Here is a 24059-nt window from a genome sequence, read left to right as displayed (position 1 = left end):
ATTACTCGAACCTTGCACCTAGATGGATTAAATCTTACCCTAGCTCGGATTGTGCCACTTTGTTTCCAACCTGATTGCTGATCAGGTAAGTCCGCTTGTCAATAGCGTTTGAGACGCGCTAACCCTGTAGGATTTATTTTCTTCAACAATCACAAAGATATGGTCATATTTAGGGATGGCTTTGTCGTCTGGTGTCGGAGTTGAAACTACTGCTGCTGTATTTTCAACTACTTGCGGTGGGTTAGTAACTGATTGACTAGATTTTTGTGAGTTGGATAAGCAACTATTGAGTGTGAAGCTCAAGCTCAATAAGCAAATATGATGAAGAGTTGTTTGAAATCTAGGGTGTAATAACATAGATACTGAGTATAAATGTTAAGTATATGTCGAATGATTTGTCGGATCAATAGAAAAAGAATGCCCAACTACCGAAACACCGATTCGCTCTAAGCGCAGGACTTACTAGAAACTGATGTGTTAAATACCACATCAGTTTCTTCATTTGGTGTTTTTTTAGTCCTCGTACTTCCTGCGCTCTTTATCTATTCGGTATTTTTCTATTTGGAAGTCCCTACAGTCCAGTGGTAATGTCTGGGTTTTATCAATCTGAACACCTTGCAGTCGTTGAGGATTTAAACCTAGAACCTGTAATGTAGTTGGAGCAATTTGGGTGGTAGAAACGGTTCGACTGATAGTTTTACCTTGCAGATTGCGGGAAAATCCAGTGCTACCGACAATTAGGGCTACGTGGGTGTCAGCATCAGTAAATCCACCATGCTCTGCACGCTTCTTAGTAGCATTACCAAAGAAATAGCCAGTTTTGAGTGGAACAATAATATCAGGGGTGCGTTCGCTTGTCCTTGGATCTCCCAATCCAGCATTGATGATGCTCTGACCATACAATACCTGACCCTGAGCAGCAGCATCTTCAGTTGAAAATGCCACCCCAGTATTTGGATCAATCGTATGATCAAATGAGTAATTTTTGGACTTGAGCAGCGCTACTGCTTTTCGGACATCAGATGAATTTTTCAAGAAGATCAGCGATGAAGTATCTTGACCTCGCTCAGAACCAATCTGGATGCCGTTTCTTACTAACAGAGCAGCAACAGCAGTCAGGTTTCCATCACCACCAGCAACACCAGTAACACTATCAAATGTACTGTTCAAACCAACAGTTGGATCTTTGACGGGATTTTGCCCGTGCTTGGCAGTCAAAATCACCAAAGTTGAACTGTCTAATCCTTTCTTTTTCAGTTCATCCAAAATCAGACCGATGCTGGCATCAGTATGGGCTACTGCACTTACCAGGTCAGGACGGGCATTTCCATCTTTGTCAATTCCGCCACCATTAAATTGAGAGGCAGTTTCTTTCTCGCCGACGCTGACAGCTTGGAAATTCAAGCCAAAAATTGCTGGAGTGCCTACTTTTATAGTGCCGGAATCATTCAATCCATCGATTTCGTTTAATATCTGCTTAACCTTGAGATCGTCGTAGGCTGAGGTTGTTGCTACACTTGTGAACTGGTTGGCGCTAAAGCCAGCAGGTGGAGTCTTAAACAGAGCCGGATTACCCTTTGTCCCGTCATTAAAGAAAGTAGACGTGATTTGAGAGTTGGTGTTGGAGTAAGGAGTACCTGTTGATTGATCGACTAAAGCCCCAAGGGTATTGGGGAGAAGTCCTGGCTTAGTTGGATCAATCGCCACTGCTGCGTTAATTTCTAGTGAAGAGTAATCGCTAATGCTGCCGACTCGACCCGTTGCCAAATTAAACTTCGTTGGGTCTTGTGTATTTCCAGCGAGGATGGTGTAAGCTGCGGGATGCTTGTCAGACCAAGCAGTACGGAGTCCAGCCGCGCTAGCTATATCAAAAATGGTGTTTACTTTCAGGTACTGGTTGGGGTAAACAGGGTTGCCATTGCGATCGACTGGCAATTGGGTTTTATCAAATCCCTGACCGCCATCTAAGGTGCCACCCTTACCATTATTCCAAGATGCATCACTAGTTTCATCAAATTCTACTACTGTTCCTGGTTTGGCGGTTCCTGCGGCGATTTGGGCAGGAGTGGTGCCTGGAGCATACAAGGCGCGACTGTAGGATAGATCATAAAATACACCAGTTGTGCCGATGTTAGCACCAGTGATATAGTTTAGCTCCCCAGGGAAGGAATCTGATGGTGCAGAAGTAAAAGCATTGGTGTATGTCACACCTTCTCTCTGCAACCGCTTGATATTTTTCAAAGAAGATTGCAGATTAGCAACTGATAGATCCCAGTTGTGCAATCCATCAATCGAAATAATCAGAACATGACTAAAGTGGGCAGTTGTATTTCCGAGACTGATTGCTTGGACACCAGGAATCAGGGTGTTGCTAACAATCGCCGTTGTCAACACCCCAAAAAGTGTTTTTTTCATAGTGTGTAACTAAATTGGAAAGATGGCTTATTATTTCAATAATCTGCAAAAATTCTGAATTCAAGGGCTACTTCTTTTGGCAATGGCTCTCGCCTAGCATTTATCAAAGACTCCAAGAATCAACCCATTGAGAGCATTGAAGAGACAGAGCGAAATATATTCACAGATATTGATTACAAATATGCGCGGGTAATAAATGCTTGCAGTGGGTTTTACGTGATTTTGCTGATTATTGGTCAGCACAAATTTGATTAAATCAATAACAACGTAAGCAATGCAAGTAGACTGAATCTTGCTTTACCAAGTCTTTATAATTACTTCAGATGTAGCAAAAATAAATTCAGGACTATTTTACCCCGTTTTAGCAATCATCCAGATGAACAATAATTGTTAATCCCGCTTTTTATAAGGCTTTCAGAGTTATAGAATTTCAAATTTCGGTAATAATTTTCTGCCTGAGTTTTTAAATTTTCAGTAAAGTTAAGGTTTTGTTAATGTTTAAGTAATGTGATAATGCAGACACCAATGGCGTTGTTGCACGAATCGGAAAGTGAAAAATTTTGGGGGAGATGGGCAGAGCAAACGGATGGTATTTCTGAAACCCTTGCAGCACAGGTATATTGATGAAAAAATTGCCGGAATCATCAACTGTCAAGCCGATTGTGGAGACTAGCTGTTGGTAGAACTGACCAGCGCTATCCAAACCTTGCTGCAATTAGAGCGTGGACAGACAGTGGACGTGCGCGAACATCAATTTTTATTAGCTACGAGTAATATTGAGTACAGTTTCTTTTTCCAGCGAGGGTTGGCAAACCTTTTTTTCAGCCGCAGTGGTGGTTTATTTATTGATCGCTTCATTGGTCAGCAACAGGGAGGGCTCCTTTTAATCCACGGTTACGGTAATGTCTTTGAAAAGTACCTTGCTCCTGGGGAAGTACTCGATGTTGAGCCAGGAGCATGGTTATGGAAAGACTCATCAGTGAAGATGGAGAGCGATGCCGAAGGCGGGCTATTCGGTGTCGCACTCTGGGATTTTCATAGTACCAGTGTACTGCTTTGAAGCAAGCGATCGCTTCCCCGTTGCTTTCGTTTCCTCTAAGAATTTTAGGAGGGCGACACCGATAGCGCAGCGTAAAGCCCGCGGCATGGCAAGGCTATGAGCGACGCTCCTGCGTCGCAGCCCGTCGTAGACATCGCTCTATAGGTGTAACTTTGACTCGAAAAGAATTTTTTGTCAGATGTAAGGGTGGTATAACCTAATATGAGTGTCAAAAGCTACTTAACTCAACGTTTAGTTGCTTCTGCAATGCGTTCCCCAAAGCGTAGTGAAGTCAGGTAATCACCCGAATCTAGCACTGGTTCCTTGTCGCTCATATCGAGTTGGCTTTGACCCATGACACCTGTTCACATTTAAGAGCCATGCGAGTTTCATACGCCAGACTCACATAGTTTTGTGAAGATTTACCCAGGGAAAATATCTAGAAATTCATTGCCATTAATCACTGTTGTCCAGTGCTGATATTTTCCTGGGGCATTCTTTTCTCGTGGATCTGCTTGCACCAAAGGCATAAACTCGTGGTAATGTTCGTTGGCACTAGCCCCCACCATACATCCAGCAGACCAACCTTTGACTTGTTCCCCAAACCCATCACCATCTGGATTGTTAGTAGTGTGTTGATCTACGTTGAAGTTACTACCCTCATCCGGTAAGCGATCAGAGCCACGCAACACTGTAATATCCCCAGTTTGCACCAGAGCCAATTGATCTCCGGTGCTACCGTGGTGATGACCAACGCTCCAGGCTTGGTATTGCCATGCCTTGATATCTGCACACCCTTCCTTGTTCATGGGATTGTCCCAGTAATATTCTCCTGGGTCACAAGTGCCTAACCAATTGCCCGCAAAAGTTGGTACTTTATCTTTGATTACTAATACACAACGTCGGTCATTCCAGACAAATGGTGCATTACCATTCCACTGTCCATTACGGTCTAATCCCCGAAAATAAACGATGTTGATTTCTCCATCATTCCCGTTAGTACTAATATGTTGATTATGTAAGGTGATCCACATCACGGTTCGACTCGGCCAGTCGCCGTTGAGTTGAAATCCTGGTATTAAGTCAGTCGGATTGGTATTGAGCAGGCTAGCAGCAATATGGGGATTTATCCCTGGCTCACTGAGATTTTGAAAATGTTTATAAGCATTTAGTGCCCTGGCAGATTTTGGCCCCCAAAGTCCATCAGGTGAATTTAAGAGCCAAAAATCTTGAAGTCTAGACTGTAATTGCAGTGCCAAAGTCTTGTTTGCAGCGATTGCTTCATCTTCTTCGAGTGCTTTGACTGACCCATTGGCTAAACCATAGAGCAAGGAATGAGGATTATCAGTAGATGTAACTGGCATAGAATTGCTGCTTTCTTTTGCGATCGGAGTAATACTATTTTGTCATTAACAGACTTATGAAACATCTTTAAAAGGGTGTTTTGGGCGCACTGCATGGTATGTACAGCAAATCCGGGAAAATTTTCCTGGATGCTGCGCTCTGGCAATCGAAGTGATAGTATGCCTTGCTGGTACTGGAGATGGAGCAGCTGTAGGGGTGCGATCGCTCTTTCTCGTTCAGGTAGAGTTGCAGTTTGTCAAGGTGGGAGCGCAATCATTGTAACGCTGCTTGAATTAACCTCTGCCGTAATCGGGTATATCGCTCCTGGGATTTTGTAGAACGAATGCACATACCGATCGCCTTCTTGCTGCCAATAATAATCGCCAGCTTCTTGGCACGGGTTAACCCTGTATAAAGTAAATTCCGAGTCAGCATCATGTAATGTTGCGTGTACAAAGGCAAAATCACTACTGGGTATTCAGAACCCTGCGACTTATGTATGCTAACGCTCCAAGCCAAGGCTATTTCATTCATGTCAGCATAATCATAGGTAACATCGCGTTCTTGATACTGTACGATTACTTCCTGTTCTTCAGTATCAATAGTAGTAATAAATCCCACATCGCCGTTAAAAACTTCGCGTTGGTAATCGTTGGTTAATTGAATTACCCTGTCACCAACTCTAAAAATAGTCCCACCCCTGGTTACTTCAACTTTTTCAGGGCTAGGTGGATTAATTAACTGTTGCAGTACATTATTGAGATTACGTGTACCGACTAATCCCCGTGACATTGGTGCAAGCACTTGTACATCAGTAGCAGGATTAAAACCAAGCTGAGGAACAAAATCAGTAATCAACTCACTAATTGCTTGTACCCCATGTTCTGCTTGTAATCCTCCACCATGCCAAAGACAATCAGATTGAGGTGTGTTAGAAATTGATTCAATATTGGGATATTGCCCCCGGTTAATTAGATGCGATGCAGTAATGATTTTGCTAGTAGCAGCTTGGCGAAATACTTGAGTGAGGCGCACCACAGGTACTTTTCTCGAATTAATTAAATCAGCCAGCACGTTACCCGCACCCACCGATGGCAATTGGTCAATATCTCCCACCAACAGGAGTTGGGCATTGTCTGCCACAGCTTGAACCAAAGAATACGCTAGAAACAAGTCGAGCATACTAGCTTCGTCTACAATAATTGCACTATGAGGTAAGGGGTTAGTGCGATCGCGTTTAAAACTGCGAGTCTTGGGGTCAAATTCCAGTAGCCGGTGAATGGTTTTAGCTTCTAGTCCCGTCATCTCGCCTAACCTTTGGGCAGCGCGTCCAGTTGGTGCAGCTAGGGCAATTGATTTACCCATTGCTTTCCACAGTGAGACTATGGTGCTAGTGCAGAATGTTTTTCCCACACCAGGGCCACCTGTAATTACGGTGAATCGAGAGTAAGCAGCCGTCTCTACTGCTTGTTGCTGTTCGGGTGATAGTGAAACTTTGCGGCTACTGCTAAAACGCTCCAACCAAGCGCGGACGCGAGGAATATCAGAACTGATGGGGTAGGTGAGGCGATGGCGTACCAATTGGGCTAAGTTTTGTTCAGTGTAGAAGTAAGTAGGCTTGTAGCAATTGAGTGTTTTTTCGGCATCACGTTCTCTAATTAGCTCATCTTTCAAAGCCATATCTTTAATAGCTTGAGCGATGGCATCTGCTGTTGGTTGATGGTCAGCAGTAGTAAGCAGTTTAGTCACTGATTCAATTAGTTCTGTTTGGGGTAAGTAGCAGTGTCCGTCTTCTGCTGCTTCACTCAAAGCATGAACAAGTCCAGCACAGTAACGAAACTGGGAATCGGAAGGAACGCCTAAATTACGGGCAATTTTATCAGCAGTTAAAAAACCAATGCCATAGATATCAGTCGCTAACTGGTAAGGATTATGGGTAACTGTATCTATGGACTTATCTCCATATTGCTTGTAAATTTTGACTGCGTAAGTGGTGCTAACGCCGTGACCTTGCAGAAATACCATCACTTCTTTAATGGCTTTTTGCTCATTCCAGGCTCTTTGAATCATGGCAATCCGCTTTTTGGCGATGCCGTTGACTTGGCTCAAGCGCTCGATTTGGTTTTCAATAATATCTAGAGTTTCTATACCAAAATGAGCAACAATCCGTTTAGCCGTCACAGGGCCAACACCTTTAATTAGACCGCTACCTAAATACTTTTCAATTCCTGTAAGTGTCGCTGGTTTGGTTTCTTTATAGTTAACAACTTGAAACTGCAAACCATACTGGGGATGTTCGCGCCAAAACCCAGTTAATTGCAGCGTTTGTCCTGGCTGGATATCTGCAAAGCTACCAGTAATTGTAGTAAGTTCCTTTGCACCAAGGCGTTGCAAACGTGCCACAGTATAACCCGACTCTTGAGAGTAATACGTCAAGCGTTCCACTACTCCGGTAATTGATTCATGTTTGGGGGTGGCGTTAACTTGTTGCTGGCTTGGTAGGGGTGTGGTGGACATCACTTGAGTGGAAACGGCGCAGCTATTATACTCGATACTGTTTTAGAAGTAATCGTGTTAGCTCTATATAGTATATATGTACTATGAAAGAAATTTAAGCATTATATTTTAAATATTTCTAGCGTTTCAAAGTAAAGTTTCAAGCCGTTTTTAGTATATACACCCTACTTTTACGAATATATTTAACTAGCGGAAGTTTTCAAGGAGGTCAACAAAATAAATGAATAAGATGGGATTGGTAGTTGCAGCAGTTGTTATCATGTCACCTTTGACCTTAGCTGTAAATAATGTGCAAGCTGTGAACGAGCTAGTATTAGTAACTAAAAGTAATCAACCAGAACAGTCTGTGCAAAAAACTTTTACAAGCCTGATAAATGCTGTTGAACAAAACAACTACACTCAGTTTATTTCTCTTGGAAATGCTGTTTTCAAAGAAGGTATTACAAAACAAACATTTACACAAGTTAGTGGACAGTTAGCTCCTCGCATCAAAAAAGGGTATTCGGCAGTTTTCTTGGCAAATCTGAAGCAGCAAGGGTATCAAGTTTATTTATGGAAACTGACATTTTTTGATGGCAGTGATGATGTCTTAGCTAGACTTAGCCTCAAAGATGGAAAAATAGGTGGATTTTGGCTGAATTAGGCGATCGCCCAAGAGGTCTAATTTTTCCTCTAAGAATTTTTTATGGGCGATCGCCCTTAAGACAACTTGTAAACGTTGCCGCAAATAATATTATCGCCTACCTAAATATAGGTAAGCGCTATTGTTTTATTTCAATTCAGGGAGAAAATATAGTGAAATGAGTTCCCTGATTTCTACTATTAATTAATTCCAATTTAATTGATTACACAGCACTGCGGCTAGTTAACGCGTTCCACAAGAAAACAGCGACAATTGCGCCAAGAACCGCTACTGCAATACCTGGAATGCTAAGACCAGGAGCCGCTAGAGCTAAGGTTCCTGTATTGAAGAATACACCCAGACTACCACCAACAAAAGCACCAATAATTCCTAATAAGATTGTTCCGAGAATTCCGCCGCCTTGATGACCGGGGTAGATAGCCCTTGGCAATAGCACCAGCAATTAGACCTAAAACAATCCAAGCAAGAATATTCATTGTTTTTATTTGATAAACGTTTTTTAAGCGACAAATACACAATAGCAATCCCAACATTGACATTCAATCTATCAACAGAACCAATTATTAATAGCCTTGAGGATGAATGCTATTACTTCTGGTGATATACCCACTAAATCCAATGGATAATCAATAAAAAAGCTCCTAGTTGGTCTAAAATTAGGAGCTTCGTTTATTCATTGCTTGATAATTGCAGTATATGCATTTTTAATGATTTATCTCATCTACTTAAGGAATTAAGCTAAGGTTTGAAAGCCGTCAACGAGCGAGTTGATACCCCACCTGCTACAAAAGAAGCATTCGACAGCAGTTAGTTTATGCGATCGCTCTTAATCAAGAGAGGAAACCCCAAGCGACACCAAACAGCCCGTTTTTAGCATCGCTCCCACTTGGGCAAGAACTGAAAACCCGATCGCTCTCCATCCTTAAGCTCTAACTGATAAATCCGCATTGATGGGTATTCGTCCATCATTCGCCAGTAGTACCCAGTAGGCGGCGACTGCACTCTACTACCACAGCGATACAAAAAGATTGGCTCGTCCTGCTTCATCACTTTCTTAACTAGACTTCTTGGCATTTGTAGGGAAAAGGGAAATGGTCAAGGTATGGAATTTTCTTTTCCCCTTTCCCTTTAACATGCAAACATACACCTCAACATCTTGGCAAAAGTTAATTTTGCAAGATGTCTTTTGAACTAGGCAATCCCGATGCCACCTGTTACACCATAAACTTCTCCAGTGATATAGCTGCCTTCTTGGGAAGCAAGCAACACATATACAGGAGCAATTTCTACAGGCTGTCCGGGTCTTCCGAGCGGAACTTCAGAACCAAATTTCTCGATCTTGTCCTGGGTCTGACCACCACTCGGCTGTAGCGGTGTCCAGAATGGGCCGGGTGCGACTGCATTAACGCGCACTCCGTTGTGGATCATCTGTTTGGCGAGAGATTTGCTGAAATTCTCAATGCCGACTTTGGTCATGGCATAGTCAAGCAGACTCGCTGAAGGTTGATATGCCTGAATCGAAGTAGTGTTAATAATTGATGCTCCAGGCAAAAGATGTGGAATGGCAGCTTTGGTAATCCAAAATAGCGCGTAGAGGTTTGTCTTCATCACTTTATCGAAATGCTCAGTCGTGATATCGCTAATTGATGGGTAAGATGTTTGTGCGCCAGCATTGTTCACCAGAATATCTAAACCGTTCAAAGATTGCACTGCATCTGTCACCAGCTTTTGGCAAAAATGCTCGTCGGTGATGTCACCCGGAAGCGCAACCGCTTTGCGCCCTGATTGTTCAATCAATTGGATCACCTCTTGAGCATCAGCCTCTTCGCTCTTAAGATAGCCGATAGCGACATCAGCACCTTCTCTAGCAAATGCGATCGCAACAGCGCGCCCGATACCAGAATCGGCTCCGGTGACCAATGCCTTCCGACCTGCAAGCTTTCCAGATCCAATGTAGCTCTGCTCACCGTGATCCGGTTGGGGCTGCATCTTTTGAGCAAGTCCTGGTACGGGCTGCGGTTGTTGAGGAAAGGGCGGAGCGGGATATTGCTGCCGGGGGTCTTGCATCTTTAATCGATCGGATTTCATCACTTAGTTGTTTTGATAGTTTTTGTTTTTGCTATTCTTGACTCAAGTATCAAGCATTGAGGAGAACGATTCCTCACCCTTTAAGCAGAATAATGTTCTAGAGTATGCACCACTAAGGGCACGGGCTAATTGGTGCGTTTGTATTTGTGATCAGGCAATATCACTTGAAAAGCCACGCTTAACTATTGTTTTTATCTCTCTATAGGCTAATAGCCTAATTTCTGAATCAAAGGTAGACTACCATCGGAAAATGTCAAGATTTTGGGATAGCAGCAGATGATTGATCTCTACACCTTCACCACGCCCAATGGACGCAAAGCTTCCGTCATGCTGGAAGAAGTCGAATTGCCCTACAATGTCCACAAAATTGACATTACTACTCAACAGCAATTTACACCTGAATACATCGCTATCAATCCCAATAGTAAAATTCCTGCCATTGTTGACCAAGAAACTGGGATTAAAGTTTTTGAATCGGGTGCAATTTTAATTTACCTCGCCGAAAAAACAGGTAAACTCTTACCCACTGAACAAAAAAGCCGTTTTCAAGTCCTAGAGTGGCTGATGTTCCAAATGGCAGGAGTGGGGCCAATGTTTGGGCAACTTAACCACTTTAAACGCTTTGCACCCGAAAAACTTCCCTATGCCATTGAGCGTTATGAAAAGGAAACTTTACGTATTTATGGTGTTTTGGATAAACAACTGCAAGACAATGAATTTATCTGTGGTGACTATTCTATTGCGGATGTTGCAACTTATCCGTGGGTAGCAATTTATGAATTTCAGGGTTTAACACTCGACAACTACCCAAATGTCAAACGCTGGGTGGACATGGTGCAGCAACGTCCGGCTGTGCAACGCGGAATGCAAGTTCCTTAAATACAAGACCAGGGATAAGTCAACTTGGGTGATGATAAATTATTAAATAATTCAACCCTTTCTCATTCCCAAGCGTACTCATACTGCGAAGAAATAAATTGAACGGGTTTTTATTAGCGATCGCTTCTATTAGAAAGCTGCTTTAGATTATGCCAAAGGGCAGGAGGTTTAAAATTCATGGGTTTGAAAATAGTTTTAGCAGGAGTTGCCTTGGAGCATATCTAGACTGATGAAAGCAAGGATTTATACAGAATACATCTAGGATATGTGGTTTTACGGAGTATAGCCCTATACTATATTTTTCCAGAAGCTATTAATAATGGGCTGTACCAGAATTTCGATTGCTATCAACTACTGTTAGAAGATTCACCATTATGTGCAGTTGTGAATCTGGCTTCTACCATACAACATAAAACATAAAACTGCCCTAGACGTAAGCTAGAGCAGTTTTTGATAGAAGTAAATTATATAGGAGACTTTTAATGTTGTCCCCATTTTATCCATAGTAGATACCGTTATATAATACTATTCACCTCAATTTTCGTACTTTACGCAAAAAAGGAATAATCTTGAAGTTGGCATTACAAAGGTTAAAAGTTAGTACAAGCGAGTGTATTACAGACATCATCCGTGACTTTGAGCTTTTTCCTTAATGGATCACAGAACATAGTTGCTGGTAATGGGGTGCTGAGTAAGGAAATCTGGGGATGGAGAAAGTAGCGACACCGGACAGCCCGTCGTAGACATCGCTCTTAAAGCAAAGCGTAGCCAATGGATTTTCTTAAGGCTGCCGAAAGCCCTGCTGATATAGGCTATTTATTGCAATGATGAGCGGTGTGTTGGTGGGAAATCTTGGGTCAAGATTCGTTTTACAAGCTTTTTTAGGCTGATCCCTACTAAGACAGTTAGGTTAAATTGCAAATGAAATCATATCTCTGCCTAATTCCCCAATTTAGGTGTAAATCTAGGTTAAAACTGCGGATTTTGCCTAAGTCCTAACAAATTTCCGTCAATATCCTTGAAAGTGGATAATTGCACTCCATGACCGACATCTGTAATTGGCCCAACTGAGACTCCTTTTTCAGTCAGGCTTTGACGAGCAGTAACTATATCATTGACAACAAAGGTACTAACAGTATTACCTGGTTCAACTGAGTTACTCAAGTTCAATCCGATTGCAAAGCGTGGAATATCAGGAAAACTAAACTGTCTTCAACTAGGTGTGTCATATTTTTCTTCAGGAACTAACCCAAGCTTGGACTTATACCACTCGGCACTTGCTTCGAGATTAGTAACGTCTAGTTTAGTGACAAAACTATATTCACCAAAAGTATTTCTCAATGTCATATTCTACTGTGCTAATCCAGAACTTTTGTAATATAGCTAATTATAAGCTTTTTAGCATAAAATACTGCAAGCTTACCGATGAATAGTAGTTTATTTTGGCTGGTATACTTTTACTCTAAAAGCCGCGCTGTTACATCTATGCACTCCAATGGCGCTTTCATTTTCATTCGTTTTTTCATTAGCGCAATCGCTTTCAACATGACCCTAATTCCGCAGCCAATTGCCCAACTCATTGCACCGAGGAATATCGAAAGAGTTGCTGATGCTGGCTATGGAATTCCTATTGGTCGCTCCCGTAGTAAATAAACCTTGTTAGTTTGCTAAGTCCAATAAAGAATTCCCGCATTTGAAAAGCGCCTACTAATCTCCGTCTCAAAAAAGCAACGCAACGCCTTCATTGTGTCCTTGTCGTAAACGTACTTCGTTCCGCCAAACTTATTACGCTTGACACTGCGTTTTGCCTCATCCATCTCTAATTTTGATTGCGGATACCAAGTTCGTAAAACTTCTTTTGACCCAGGTGTGAACCGATGCGAGATTAGTTCAAAAGTAAGGTTACACTCAAAATCCAGTGCCTCGTTTATCTGGTCAAACAAAGAACTATAGTGCATCTGCCAATCGTCTATCGGCATAATTGGCGCAATAACTAAGCCTATTGGATAACCACCACCGCCACGCTCTAATGGTAGCGCTAACTGTCGCAATGCATTCAGTCTGGATGTTACAGATGCTGTGCCACCTTCAAACTTGCCAGAAATCGGCGCTGCATTAACACTCATCCGACAACGGGTATGTCCATTGTGTGGTAGGTCAAATAACCCATCCACAACATCAAATTTCGATACCCAACGTAAATGTGCATTACTACGAGTGCCAAAGTAACGAATACATTCAGCAAGGCTTCCAGTTAGATGCTCAATACCCAATGGGTCTGTGTAACAGCTAACTTCAAAACTCGTGTTTTGACTTTGTTGCTCGTAGTTAGCTAAGTTCTCTAATATCTGCGGTAAGTTAGCAAAAACGCGGATGACAGGGGGTCCCGACAAACTACCAGCTAAGTAGCAGTATTGACAATGAGCCGGACAACCTTCAGCAATGTGAAACTGCCAATCCGCAGAAGGTGGAATGGGACTCAGTTTAAAAGAACTGGGTGGTGCAGTAACCACTGCTAAGGTACGCTTGGCGATGTTGTAAGTATCCCGCTCAGACTCACCACGCAGTCCCTTGAGACGATTCTGTGATAATTCTTCGATTGGTAAGTTAAGTGACTCTATACGTGCAAGAATCTGCTGCCCCCAAACCTCATTTAAGGCAGCAGGTGTAAACAGTACCTGTTCCGGTATCCACAATCTTGGCGATATAACTTGTGTATCTGATACTGAAACTTGGTTTGTAATTGTATTCAGCAATATCTTTCTCCGTTATTTAGTTTGCTGATTTCTGCAATTAATTTTCAAGGACTTGCTTAATTCGTCGCTCTAACAGGTCAAGATCCAAACTGCCTTCATCACGGTTAATTCTACGCACAGTCGAATTAACATTACCTAAATTTACCAATAAATCTTGAAGAATTTCTTGCTGCTGCCGTGCTTGGGTAACTTCGCGTGGCTCCTGTACTAAATCACGTACAATGGTATCTTCAGCACGAGAGGCGATAATTGGATCGCTTTGCCCTTGAATGTGAACAAAGGTTCGTCGCCCAGGACCTCGTTCTTCTTCTATTGGTATAACTGCCGTTACTTGGTCAGAACGCACATATTTTCCAAATCCTAAATGGACTAGCTCTGATGAGAGTATTTTCATATAGTTGAAGCCTAATTTTTAAATCTTACTTATATTATAAAATCTCCAAAAGTGACTTAAAGCCATAGACCATACGGGTTATACCCAATTGAAAGTAGTAGTTATATCAATACTTGTCGGGTTTTTGGGAAAAGGGAAAGAAAAAACCTTTAACCCAACCCCAAAAACCAAATTATGAGTTCAAAATGCACAAAGCGAGTAGTATTGGAGGAGTCTGAATCTCAAAAATTACTTGTTCCTTCTACCCTCTACAAGAACTGCCTTCTGCCTTCTTCAATACTTCTTCCCACTGAGCAAATGGTTGATAATTTGAGGTAAGTTAACAATTTCGTGGATCAAGTCTTGTGGACTAAATCCTAAAACCTTCAAGATAATCACGATGACAACAATTGCGATTGCTGTACTGAGGAATGTCTTTAATAAATCTAGTAATGCCCTGAAAATTAACAAAGTGACAATCACTGCCGCAACTAAAATAATTAAATTAACTGGCATATTCTTGCAGGGGTTTATCTCCAAAAATCATTCAGAAGGCAGAAGTACGTTCGCGCAGCGTCCCGTAGGGAAGGCAGAAGGCTTTTATGGAACCCACGTTTTTAAACGTGGGCATTGTTGCAATGACGCAATGCAAGTCGTGGCACTTTCCGCGACGCTCGTAGACTCGCTTTGCAGCCGGCGCTATCGATACAATTCTTTTTTTAAACTGGGCAATAACCCTGCAACTTTAGTTTTTATTAATACTCCTTTCCTTCTGCCAACTGAGCCTCCTGCCCTCTGCCTTTCTTGTAAACCTGGAATTATAGACTCAAGTCTTTGTTCAAAGAGGCTTTTGTGCAATTCTTGCAATTCTGCTAGAGGGAAAGATACTGGAATTACCCTGCCACAAAGATTATAAATCAAAATCAAGGCTGAATGTTTCTCCATCAGAATCTTCTTCTTCCTCCTCTGCAAATGGAGTTGAACTCCAAGATGTGACTTTGTTATCTTCAGTATTAATTGGCGTGAAAGCTACTTGTTGTGTGGGAAATGCACCCTTCCTGAAAGCAAAATAGCAATCAATTATAAAATAAAGCGTCTCCAGGTAACTTTTACCTAGTTGCTGTGATTCTGCAAATATCCGCTCTCGGTAGCTATCTTTGATCCGAACTTTTTCTGGGGTTAAGTCAAGTTTGTCTGCCATTGCGATCACTTAATAGATGTAGTTGAAGCCGTTTTTCTCCAACAGCTTCTTAAATCCTGGTAAGAGACAGCCTCCACCAATCGCCCAGATTTCATCCCCTTGATGCTTGGCATCCAATGTGAGATTCACCACTTTCTTCAAGTATTTTTCATACCAATCTTTTAAAGAAGCACTGTATATATCTTTGATATCGATGTCACGGCTGTATCGGGTATGCCCCATTTCCAAACAAAATCGGATTTTGGATGGGTCTCCGATTTTTCCGCCATTTAAATGTTTCATTTTTTGGGAAATATCATCGATGAGAACTTCTACACCAATGGGGTAAGCGGTGTGAACTTCTCGTTGACCCCGGTTGTAACGAGAATACAGGGTTGTTCCATTGCCAAAGTCTAAAATGGTTAATTTTTTTGGTAGTGGATGCCCAAATAATGCACCCATACCCTCTAGTACAACTTTCAACACTTCTACTTTCACGTCTGATTGTTTGCCAGCAAGTATTGGCTGATATTCTCCACTGAGTACTTTTTGAAGTTCTTCAGCCAGACCAACATCATGTAAGCTGACGACTAATTTTAAGTGCCAAGCCTTACGGTGTGGTAGATGTGCCAATGCGCCCAACAAAGTCAACAACGCATTATTTACTTTATTTTCATTATTGTCTGTGTTGCGGTCAAAATAATTCCCTGTCCGGTAAGCTGACTCTCCGACTGTATAAGCAGTACCGTTAAAAACTACCCTCCCTGGTACGTCTTCCATCTCGGCATTGCTTATATAGCTGGGGACACGAACTACTTCAAAGCCATCGACTAAAAGTTTGAGACTTCCGTAACCGTTATCGAAACCCGCCGGAAAAATTTTTTGTAAGGTGTGAATGTTTGACATAAATACAAAGATAATACACTTTGAGAAAGTGAAAATTATCTGTTGAAGTGATCTGCAAGAGCAAGAGAAAGAAGATTGAAGAAGAATTCAGAAGTCAGAATTCAGGAGTCAGAATAAATCAGTCGGGGATTCAGACCCGCGACTGATTGAAACCACCAAATCGTAGATTTGGTGGGGGTCTTAAACCCGGTTATTCATCCGCCAGTCGCACAGAATTCAATTCTGAATTCTGGCTCCTGACTCCTGAATTCTGTTTGATAAAATAACTTCCCCTTTTTTGCCTAATCTCAAGAGCTTATCATAACCCCTTGGGGGCTAAATGGGGTACAAAATGTTAATCAGTCAAATATACCCCATTTAGCACCTATATGTACCCTATATAGGGGTCAAAATCTCACCAAAGTCTTGAGTTACTATTGGGGTATATATAGCCCCCATATAGCCCCCAGTAAGAATTTTTGAAATCTTTTTTATCAACGCAGCAGAAATTAAATTAGATCATTATTGACCCTTTGATTTATACTTTAATGTCAATAAGATTGTTGAAAAGCAATTCAGTCTTGATCATTAACTTCTTGCTGACTATGTAACGAGTGCGTTACTACTTGCTTACAGGTTCAGCTTTCTCAACTGAATTATCATTCACACCCAAAGTCAATTCCAAAGGAGTTTTTTCCGGGTACGCTTTTACTACTTGTCGATAAACTTCATAGTTAGTAGGTAGCGTCTTCTGAGTATTACCCACTCCAAACGTTGGATTCAACTTGTGGTGATGGTCTTTTTGACGGACGTTGAGTAGATTTCATGGACATCTTGATTTCAGTGGATTTGCCGAACTAGTAGTTTCCAATTTTCTGTTAATCCGCTAACAAGGATTCTAGTTGTTCTAAAAGACTTGCAATCTTCTTAGCTTTTTTGGGATCTGACCACTGTGAAGACTTTAATATTTTCTGAGATATGTCTTGAAATTCTCTCTTCAAAGAAGGAGGTTCCTGATCCTTCGTCTCTTTGATCCAATCACGAATATCTGCTAAAGATAATTTTTCAGCAATCGCTTTTGTCAACAAACTAGCTCTCTTAGCTTTGTCCTTCAGTGTGGCGATCGCTCTAGCTTTAGTGTATTCTATTTGCCCAGAACGTAGTACTTCTATTACGTCAATTGGCATATTCAGTAGAGGTAGCCGACTGACGCGAAAGCTTTCTGGTGATAGCTTACCTACCGTCATAAAGACACTCTCTACAATCTCCCACTGCTTACGGAAAACATTTTCCGTGTTTTCATCTGACCACTCAACTTTCTTTTTATCTAAATGTGCTTTCCTGTTCAATAAGGCAATTACTTCTTTGACAGTACAATCCATTTGCCAGGAAAGTAAGTTTAGTATTCCTTCTGTTTCCTCTATTGGATTTAAATCTTCTCGTTGTAAATTTTCCAATAAGGATAGCTTTAGAGCCGAAGCGTCATCAACGTTTAATATCAGAGCAGGAACTTCCATTAAGCCTGCATTTAGTGCTGCACGATAGCGACGCTCACCCGCAATCAATAAATACTTCCCGTCCCGCTCAGGACGCAACCATAATGGTGATTGCACCCCTAATTCTTTGATAGAAGCAGTTAACGTAGCAAGTTTATCTATATCAAAATAACGGCGTACTTGTTCAGGATTGCAAACAATTTTATCAATTGGTACAGCGAATTTAGCAGTATTATCGTCAATGCTCTCACTTCTTGCTAGTGCTTGTAATTGAGCATTTAGTGATTCTAATTCAGCAATACGCTGTTGCGATTGAAGTAATTGTTCTTCAAATTCTGCTACTTGTGCATTAGCAGAGAAATAGTCATAACTCTTATTTTGTCCTTTGGTTGTCACCTTTATCCTCCTGCAATATAGCTGATAATTCTTGGCAGATAGGATGAAGATCCTTGATAGCTTTATGTGTTGAGCGATGCAAATGCAAAGGAATGCCTTTTCCAGAAGCATTGCTGAATTCGCAAGAGTAGCGGACGTGCGGATAACATTTTATTTTCAAAGGCGAAAGCATTTCTGGTAACTGACCAAGCAAATCCCTTTGCGCTGCTTCGCCACTGTCATACTTAGTAGGTACAAATCCTAGTATTTGGGGCTGGGGATTTAAGCGCAACTTTTTACAAGCCCCTCGGTACCAAGACAGCAAGACATTTGCTCCGGTTAATGATTTGGGACTAAGTTCAACAAGAATTAACATATGCGTAGCTACTGCCAGTGCGACATCATTGAGATTACCCAATGTAGCAGGACAGTCCAAAATCACCAGTTGGTGTGGCAAAGGAAAATCTTCAAACCTGTCTGCCAAAACATATTCCCGGCGATTACGAACTGCCAAATCTGACCCAACTTGAATCATTACTGGCCCACCCAAGCATATTTGTAATTTACCCTTAGGCTTTCCCCATTCTGGCATCAGTAAAGGCCAGTTACCATCAAAATCCTCGCTGAATACTGCGGCGATTGTTTGCTCTAATGGTGGGTCTTTGTCTAATCCACAAAACTGACTCATGGAAACGTTAGTATCTAGGTCGAGTAGCACAACGTCAAAGCCGCGCTTTGCCATTTCATAGCCAATATGAACAGCTAGTGTAGTTTTGGAAACTCCTCCGGCATTGGCTCCAATCCAGAGAACAACTTGTTTCATCTATTTGCAATTTCGTATGCTTGCGTTTTGTTATACTCTATCTTTCAAACGAAATCAAGTTCAACGCTCGTTATTCAGGCTCAAAAAGCAACTTGGAACTATACGGAAAACGTTTTCCGTCCCCAAATTAATATGATTTCGCCACCGGCACATAGAAAATCATTAGGGGCAAGAGGTCTATTGATAAAAAGGAACTGGTACGTCGATGACCCAAATAACTTGCCCTTTGAACTCCTCAGAAATATCAGCAGAAAAGCTTTTTCTGTAGTACCCACTAAGATCAGCACCACTAAAATTGACTTCACTAAGATCGGCTCGATCTATCTAAATTAATTCCAGTCAGCACAGCCCCACTCAAATCGATTTCATTCAAGTCAACTCCAGCAAAATCACGCTCCCCAGCAGCGTAACGCTATAAAAACTCAACAGCAGTCATCCTCCAACTCATAAATTAACCTTTGATTTACCCTCATTTCTTCGATCAGATTATGCCCTGTAGGGCAATCGCCCCAGCTTCTCATCTCAGCTTTCTACGATCATCTTGATTATGAGTAGAGAATAACTTCTACTTAAGTGGATAGCGATTGCCAATAGAAAAACTGTATAATTTGTTTCAAAAGTCTGCCTTTTGATAGAAGTAGGGTGAGATGAGCGATCGCACGTTCAACGCCAAAAATCAAACATATCAAATTTTACAAATCCCACACTTGCATCACAAAGTCTTTCTACATTGGCGAATCCAGTATGCGGCTTTGGTACACAAATCAATACTACCTCTGCCCAAATGGGAACTGAGGTAGCACCAAACCTGGAAGCAGCCAAGTTTGCTGATGAGCAATCATTAAAACCAGAAGTTATCCAACAAAAGCCCCTGAGTCACGATATTAGTCACATATCTTTGCATCGTCCCCAGGCGAAACTCACGCTTGACCAGCCCGGAGATAAGTACGAACAAGAAGCTGACATGATGGCACAAGTCATGTCGATGCCTGATTTTGCTGTGCAAAGGGAGATTGTAGTAGAAGAACAAACTCAGCCTCTAGGAACTGCGATTACTCCTTTAAGGCATAAGTTGCCCTACGTAATGCAGCAAAGTAGCACTCATGTCACTTCCCTGCAACAAAAACTCGTGATTCAAAGATTTGGCTCTGAGGAGCATAAGTCACTAGGCGATCGAGGCAGATCCAGGTGGAGGAAATAGATCGTCTGCTGGAGGTTCCTATCGAGCTTTGCATGAAGAAGCAATTTTACGGGCATTTTTTGCAGGACAATCTAAGCAAAACATTGGGGAAGCAATGGCGCGTGAAGCTGCTGCCCATCACTTTTTAACAGACCACTTTGCAGCCGGACATTTACGTACACCAAGAGCCGACATTCGGGGCTATTGGCGGCAGAAATATCCCTTATTCTTTAGCAATATGAAGCGGAAGATTGCCCTTGATGTGGCTCGCTACATCAATGAAAATACTACCAATCCCGCCACAGTTCTGGGAACTGTTTCAGCCATTTACGATGACATCATAGCCCAAGTTCAAGAGAAAACCGCTGATATGCCAGAACTTGGGTTTGATGATCTGGTTGCTTTGGTAGCGCACGATTTTGATAATGAGCAGGGATTGTGGGTGGTGAATGACTTAGGTAATCGTTGGAAAACCTTTGGAGATAGTAACCTCAATAAGAAAGATCAAAATAATCAAACCGCCCAAATGGCAGAATTGGCAGTCCAGCTTGGCTGTAAAGACATAGACCATGCCCATGCTTTGGGAACTGGCAATCCAGGACCCTATTCATCAGAGCAGCAATTCAATTAAATCGTCTGAGTTGGCGGGATTTTCTAACGCAGCCAAATCCGGTGGCAGCGGCGTTGATGGCGAAGATGAATATTGCAGTGTCAGAACGTCCGCAGGTGAAGGCGGAATGTTTGCGGTTACTGACAACTTTAAGGTTAGATCCAGCACGAATGCAATTAATTTCGGGGTTTGTTGATACTTATTTGCGGCTTGATGATACTGAGAAGCAGGTTTTTCAAGCGGTGATTAGTACAATGGGATTAGATGAACGGGAGGAAGTTATGCAGATTGTAACAAGTTGGCAACAAGAAGGTGTGGAAATCGAAAGAAGGGAAACAATTTCGACGCTTTTAAAAGTACGTTTTGGAAATTTAGATAGTGAGTTAGAGGCAATTATTCCTCAGTTAATGCAGTTATCTAAGGAAGAATATCTTGGCTTACTTTTACAGGCTGACCGTGAAGAATTATTATCGCGGTTTCAAAGGTAATCGTAATTGAATAAAAGCGGGTGTGTTATTTAGTACAATTACGAATCTTTTTTGCTATTTCAGTTCAACTCAACATTATGACTGTTAATATGGTGTCCATTATGTGATGGCTCATGTTTCCTGTGAAGTAATCGTTCCCTCTCTAAAATCATAACTTCTAGCTCACTGGCACGTTCTTCTGAAAGTGGAAATATCTCCTCCCCCGTCTTTAGATTACCTTGACAAATGGTCCGCTTACCTTCATTTCGGACAATAAAATCACACTCGTGTTTGAGCGAAAAATAAGCTGATGTATTTATTAGATACATCAGCTTTTGACTTATCCCAAGATTTCAATCACAGCCGCTAGAATAGCTGATGCTTTGTCTGAAACCGGAATGAATAGGCGCTTTTGCCAGTTGATGATCTCGGTGAAGCAACCCACAGCTAAGAGTCGCTCTGCCAGTGAGATAGCATTAACCAGTTCTATGCGAGGTTCATTAGCAACGAAAGAACGTCGCAAGGTTACACCACCTGGCAACTGCTGTGTATATCTCTCGTTGAGTACCAGCTTCACAAGTTCTTCTGGAGAAAGCAGCTGGTTCCTTAGTCCGAGTTGTTCGCGCACGGTTTGAATGTCGTGAGCATTCACCACCTGACCGAGAATCTTTTGTCCATTGCTAGTTTGCAACCGGAAGACTCGGCTATTGTGCTGCGGCAAGATTTTCCAAATGGGCAACAAAATACCGGTGACTAAGTGCAGATAATCGGTTGTGAACTTGGGCAGTGTGTCCACTTCCTTCGACCACCCTGCGACAAACGCATCGACACAAACCGCTTTCCAAGTGGAAGATTCTAAATCCTTGACTGGTATACGGATTTCTTTCTGTGGACGGACGAGTAACACTCTTGGTACAACACCACCATCAGCATCGTAGATACTATGTGTCGGAATTGACACAGCAGCATGACCAGACTTGGTGTTAACCATCAATTTCCCCTGGTACATACTGGCAAACTCAAGCATTTCGTCAGCCGTTCTGATGTTATTCTTCTGAGTGCGTTCTATCTTGAGATAGTTCGTTACGCTACCTGTGGCAGGGTGGGTGTACACAGCTTCCTGGCTCTGAACAGTAAAGCGTTCAGCCCGTAAAGTTTCCACACCCATCTCATAGACACCAGCCGCAATCGCTCTTGGAAATATGAACACTGCTCACTCAGTAAACCAAAAAGTTTTTCCCAAAGAGTGATTGCTAATCAAGCTTACGTAGTACAAAGTAAGATAAGCTACCTATTTCATAAATAATATTTATACTTCTCAGAAAGGTTTCAAAAAATGAAATGANCAATACCTTAGCCAAAATAAGAGCATAAAGAGGTAGGGCGCTTTGTAGTAGAGTTATTGTCTCTCACAACGACAACTCAAAAACTACAAGCCACCCATGCAAGACATCCTATCACTGTTACAATGCCTGCTACCGCAGATCAACGCGACGACGATGCGCCGAATGAACCAGATAATCCTGGCGATGTTAGCGATGAGCGGGAGAGTCACAATGTTGGGAATCTCGCGTTGGGCAGGCACTGGTGGTAGTTATCGGACAATATTAAGATTCTTTCAGACAGTAATACCTTGGGCAACGTTGTTTTGGCTATTTTTCCGTAAGCATTTGTTCCGTGCAAATATTGATGCAATGGGTTGTCAGACAGAAATAGCTAAGACTATTATTGCAAAAAAGGCAGATTATGTTCTTGCTCTCAAAGGCAATCAAGGTAAACTTGAGGATGCAGTTAATAGTTGGTTTGAAAAAGCTAAAAGCAACAATTTTGAAGGTGTTGAGTACAGTTACCATCACACAACACAGAGCGCTCATGGTCGGATTGAAATCCGTAAATACTGGAGTGTGCCTGTTGAGCAACTAGGAGAATTACCAAACCAAGAAAAATGGTTAGGACTTCGCAGTGTAGGGATGGTATTGTGTGAGCGTAGGCAATGGACGTAAAACTACAGTTGAAGTTCGCTTTTATATTAGCAGTTTAGAGCATGATGCTCTCGTTTTCGCTAATGCTGTTCGCAGCCATTGGGGAATAGAAAATTCTGTACATTGGGTACTGGATATGACATTTCACGAAGATGCCAGTCGTATCCGTAAAAATAATGCACCTCTTAATTTCTCCATTCTACGGCGTTTATCTTTGAATCTTTTAGACAGAGATAAAACGGTGGGTGGAAGTATTGCAATGAAACGATATCGCGCCGGTTTAGATCACAACTATCTACTTCAAGTTATCGCCGCTATCTAAGTCTTCTCTCACCTCAAAAAATTAACTAGGAATAGTAGTTTTAGGTTTACTAAAACCATTTTTTCATGAAAATATTTCAGAAAATAGACAAATTTACAGTTTTATAAATTACAAAATACACCTGGAAATTACAATTCATATAATTAATTATTTGTCAAATAAAATTAGATGCGTTTACCCTGATTGTCTGCCCTCCAGCCGGCTTCAAGCAGATAGTGCGATCGCCGCCGCCGATTAACAGCGTTAAGGTCAGCATGATAACTTCTGCCTGTCCCACCAGCGTCACTGAAGATGAGGATTTGTTTGTCACCCTGCATAAACGCAGCAGTCTCAGCAATATTCGCCCCACTACCACGCGAATCAACGAACAAACGCCCCGAATCATCTTTCAGAACTCGCTTACTGCGACCAGTTACTTCGGCAATTTGCTTGTGACCGAATGGCACTAAGAAAAGCCGAAACGCTTGTGTATTAAGCAGTTTGCAGCTGCTTTCGTAATTCGTGCCGGGGTTTGGTCATTAAGGGATAAGCTTTCGGGCGACGTTTACGGACTCGTGGTTCGTTTCTAGCAGGACGGTCAGGAACAGCCTTGTGAGCGATAACTTTTAGTAAAGTACGATAAATTTTAAGACGTTTTGTTGAAGTTGCGGCTAATAATTCGGGAATAAAGTTATTTAAATGATGG

26 protein-coding genes and 3 pseudogenes are annotated in these 24059 nt (G+C 42.0%); 9 read left to right on the top strand and 20 right to left on the bottom strand.

Annotated features, from left to right (window positions below; translation table 11 throughout):
- Nucleotides 1-81: 81 nt before the first annotated feature.
- A complete protein-coding gene (locus CDG79_RS29885; protein ID WP_094345353.1) occupies nucleotides 82-357 on the bottom strand; it encodes a hypothetical protein in 276 nt (91 codons plus the stop codon).
- Nucleotides 358-513: 156 nt separating this feature from the next.
- Nucleotides 514-2415: an alkaline phosphatase family protein gene (locus CDG79_RS29880; protein ID WP_223278399.1), complete on the bottom strand. Its 1902-nt coding sequence runs from the start codon at nucleotides 2413-2415 to the stop codon at nucleotides 514-516.
- Nucleotides 2416-3091: 676 nt separating this feature from the next.
- Here CDG79_RS29880 and CDG79_RS29875 point away from each other — a divergent pair.
- The gene (locus CDG79_RS29875; RefSeq protein ID WP_223278398.1) at nucleotides 3092-3475 is read left to right on the top strand and encodes an AIM24 family protein; all 384 of its coding nucleotides are present in this window, start codon (nucleotides 3092-3094) and stop codon (nucleotides 3473-3475) included.
- 401 nt (nucleotides 3476-3876) lie between these two features.
- On the opposite strand, the gene CDG79_RS29865 is transcribed toward CDG79_RS29875, so the two are convergent.
- Together CDG79_RS29865 and recD2 are read right to left on the bottom strand one after the other, a co-directional pair.
- Nucleotides 3877-4818, bottom strand: coding sequence for a hypothetical protein (locus tag CDG79_RS29865; protein WP_094345352.1), 942 nt, complete (start codon nucleotides 4816-4818; stop codon nucleotides 3877-3879).
- A 253-nt stretch (nucleotides 4819-5071) separates the two neighbouring features.
- Complete coding sequence (recD2, locus tag CDG79_RS29860) at nucleotides 5072-7315, bottom strand: SF1B family DNA helicase RecD2 (protein WP_094345351.1); 2244 nt, start codon at nucleotides 7313-7315, stop codon at nucleotides 5072-5074.
- 220 nt (nucleotides 7316-7535) lie between these two features.
- On the opposite strand from recD2, the gene CDG79_RS29855 reads away from it, so the two are divergent.
- On the top strand, nucleotides 7536-7958 hold the full coding sequence (locus CDG79_RS29855) for a hypothetical protein (RefSeq protein WP_094345350.1): 423 nt from the start codon (nucleotides 7536-7538) through the stop codon (nucleotides 7956-7958).
- Between the two features lie 202 nt (nucleotides 7959-8160).
- On the opposite strand, the pseudogene CDG79_RS29850 reads toward CDG79_RS29855, so the two are convergent.
- The 3 genes and pseudogenes from CDG79_RS29850 to CDG79_RS29845 form a co-directional block, all read right to left on the bottom strand.
- Nucleotides 8161-8434: pseudogene (locus CDG79_RS29850) on the bottom strand (GlsB/YeaQ/YmgE family stress response membrane protein).
- A gap of 394 nt (nucleotides 8435-8828) precedes the next feature.
- Entirely contained in the window at nucleotides 8829-9005 is a 177-nt protein-coding gene (locus CDG79_RS41490) for a hypothetical protein (RefSeq protein ID WP_189525184.1), read from the bottom strand.
- 144 nt (nucleotides 9006-9149) lie between these two features.
- Nucleotides 9150-10046 carry an SDR family oxidoreductase gene (locus CDG79_RS29845; RefSeq protein ID WP_094345349.1) on the bottom strand — a complete coding sequence of 299 codons (897 nt, stop codon included), beginning with the start codon at nucleotides 10044-10046 and terminating at the stop codon, nucleotides 9150-9152.
- Between the two features lie 276 nt (nucleotides 10047-10322).
- Between CDG79_RS29845 and CDG79_RS29840 the strand changes: the two genes are divergently transcribed.
- Nucleotides 10323-10925 carry a glutathione binding-like protein gene (locus CDG79_RS29840; protein ID WP_094345348.1) on the top strand — a complete coding sequence of 201 codons (603 nt, stop codon included), beginning with the start codon at nucleotides 10323-10325 and terminating at the stop codon, nucleotides 10923-10925.
- A gap of 969 nt (nucleotides 10926-11894) precedes the next feature.
- Here the strand turns inward: CDG79_RS29840 and CDG79_RS29835 are convergent.
- The 10 genes from CDG79_RS29835 to CDG79_RS44170 all read right to left on the bottom strand — a co-directional run bounded on the left by CDG79_RS29835 (nucleotide 11895) and on the right by CDG79_RS44170 (nucleotide 19171).
- Nucleotides 11895-12089 (bottom strand): VOC family protein, encoded by a 195-nt coding sequence (locus CDG79_RS29835; protein WP_094345347.1) that lies wholly within the window; start codon nucleotides 12087-12089, stop codon nucleotides 11895-11897.
- Between the two features lie 48 nt (nucleotides 12090-12137).
- A complete protein-coding gene (locus CDG79_RS41485) occupies nucleotides 12138-12272 on the bottom strand; it encodes a VOC family protein (protein ID WP_143855614.1) in 135 nt (44 codons plus the stop codon).
- 320 nt (nucleotides 12273-12592) lie between these two features.
- Nucleotides 12593-13615 (bottom strand): spore photoproduct lyase family protein, encoded by a 1023-nt coding sequence (locus CDG79_RS29825; RefSeq protein WP_223278401.1) that lies wholly within the window; start codon nucleotides 13613-13615, stop codon nucleotides 12593-12595.
- 103 nt (nucleotides 13616-13718) lie between these two features.
- Nucleotides 13719-14075: a hypothetical protein gene (locus CDG79_RS29820; RefSeq protein WP_094345345.1), complete on the bottom strand. Its 357-nt coding sequence runs from the start codon at nucleotides 14073-14075 to the stop codon at nucleotides 13719-13721.
- A gap of 273 nt (nucleotides 14076-14348) precedes the next feature.
- Complete coding sequence (locus CDG79_RS29815; protein WP_094345344.1) at nucleotides 14349-14570, bottom strand: hypothetical protein; 222 nt, start codon at nucleotides 14568-14570, stop codon at nucleotides 14349-14351.
- Nucleotides 14571-14964: 394 nt separating this feature from the next.
- Nucleotides 14965-15255, bottom strand: coding sequence for a hypothetical protein (locus CDG79_RS29805; RefSeq protein ID WP_094345342.1), 291 nt, complete (start codon nucleotides 15253-15255; stop codon nucleotides 14965-14967).
- 9 nt (nucleotides 15256-15264) lie between these two features.
- The gene (locus CDG79_RS29800; RefSeq protein ID WP_223278397.1) at nucleotides 15265-16140 is read right to left on the bottom strand and encodes a hypothetical protein; all 876 of its coding nucleotides are present in this window, start codon (nucleotides 16138-16140) and stop codon (nucleotides 15265-15267) included.
- A gap of 857 nt (nucleotides 16141-16997) precedes the next feature.
- Nucleotides 16998-18011: a ParB/RepB/Spo0J family partition protein gene (locus tag CDG79_RS29795; RefSeq protein ID WP_189525183.1), complete on the bottom strand. Its 1014-nt coding sequence runs from the start codon at nucleotides 18009-18011 to the stop codon at nucleotides 16998-17000.
- Nucleotides 17989-18813, bottom strand: coding sequence for a ParA family protein (locus CDG79_RS29790; RefSeq protein ID WP_094333529.1), 825 nt, complete (start codon nucleotides 18811-18813; stop codon nucleotides 17989-17991). Before CDG79_RS29790 ends, CDG79_RS29795 begins: the two co-directional genes overlap by 23 nt.
- A gap of 304 nt (nucleotides 18814-19117) precedes the next feature.
- Nucleotides 19118-19171, bottom strand: a complete 54-nt coding sequence (locus tag CDG79_RS44170) for a hypothetical protein (RefSeq protein ID WP_262985850.1) — start codon at nucleotides 19169-19171, stop codon at nucleotides 19118-19120.
- 372 nt (nucleotides 19172-19543) lie between these two features.
- Here CDG79_RS44170 and CDG79_RS29785 point away from each other — a divergent pair, with 372 nt between their 5' ends.
- The 3 genes from CDG79_RS29785 to CDG79_RS29775 are packed head-to-tail and all read left to right on the top strand — an operon-like array spanning nucleotide 19544 to nucleotide 21091.
- Nucleotides 19544-20014 carry an ImmA/IrrE family metallo-endopeptidase gene (locus CDG79_RS29785; RefSeq protein WP_143855613.1) on the top strand — a complete coding sequence of 157 codons (471 nt, stop codon included), beginning with the start codon at nucleotides 19544-19546 and terminating at the stop codon, nucleotides 20012-20014.
- Nucleotides 20015-20042: 28 nt separating this feature from the next.
- Complete coding sequence (locus CDG79_RS29780; RefSeq protein WP_094345339.1) at nucleotides 20043-20624, top strand: hypothetical protein; 582 nt, start codon at nucleotides 20043-20045, stop codon at nucleotides 20622-20624.
- A gap of 56 nt (nucleotides 20625-20680) precedes the next feature.
- Nucleotides 20681-21091: a hypothetical protein gene (locus CDG79_RS29775; RefSeq protein WP_317616624.1), complete on the top strand. Its 411-nt coding sequence runs from the start codon at nucleotides 20681-20683 to the stop codon at nucleotides 21089-21091.
- A gap of 319 nt (nucleotides 21092-21410) precedes the next feature.
- On the opposite strand, the gene CDG79_RS29765 is transcribed toward CDG79_RS29775, so the two are convergent.
- Complete coding sequence (locus CDG79_RS29765) at nucleotides 21411-22280, bottom strand: hypothetical protein (RefSeq protein WP_223278396.1); 870 nt, start codon at nucleotides 22278-22280, stop codon at nucleotides 21411-21413.
- A 232-nt stretch (nucleotides 22281-22512) separates the two neighbouring features.
- On the opposite strand from CDG79_RS29765, the pseudogene CDG79_RS45025 reads away from it, so the two are divergent.
- From CDG79_RS45025 to CDG79_RS45015, 3 genes and pseudogenes are all read left to right on the top strand, one after another.
- Nucleotides 22513-22755 (top strand): annotated as a pseudogene (locus CDG79_RS45025) (transposase); the annotation flags it as partial.
- A gap of 9 nt (nucleotides 22756-22764) precedes the next feature.
- Nucleotides 22765-23073, top strand: a complete 309-nt coding sequence (locus CDG79_RS45020; RefSeq protein ID WP_442946260.1) for an ISAs1 family transposase — start codon at nucleotides 22765-22767, stop codon at nucleotides 23071-23073.
- Nucleotides 23051-23374 carry an ISAs1 family transposase gene (locus CDG79_RS45015; protein ID WP_094345337.1) on the top strand — a complete coding sequence of 108 codons (324 nt, stop codon included), beginning with the start codon at nucleotides 23051-23053 and terminating at the stop codon, nucleotides 23372-23374. Before CDG79_RS45020 ends, CDG79_RS45015 begins: the two co-directional genes overlap by 23 nt.
- Nucleotides 23375-23538: 164 nt before the next feature.
- On the opposite strand, the gene CDG79_RS29750 is transcribed toward CDG79_RS45015, so the two are convergent.
- Together CDG79_RS29750 and CDG79_RS29745 are read right to left on the bottom strand one after the other, a co-directional pair.
- Nucleotides 23539-23820, bottom strand: coding sequence for a strawberry notch C-terminal domain-containing protein (locus CDG79_RS29750; protein ID WP_223278395.1), 282 nt, complete (start codon nucleotides 23818-23820; stop codon nucleotides 23539-23541).
- Nucleotides 23821-23845: 25 nt separating this feature from the next.
- Nucleotides 23846-24059 (bottom strand): annotated as a pseudogene (locus CDG79_RS29745) (IS4 family transposase); the annotation flags it as partial.

Origin of the sequence: Nostoc sp. 'Peltigera membranacea cyanobiont' 232, from assembly GCF_002245985.1 — a bacterium.
Taxonomy (GTDB): Bacteria; Cyanobacteriota; Cyanobacteriia; order Cyanobacteriales; family Nostocaceae; genus Nostoc.
The sequence above is the reverse complement of the archived record's forward strand: the minus strand, read 5'-3'. Positions and strand labels throughout refer to the sequence as shown.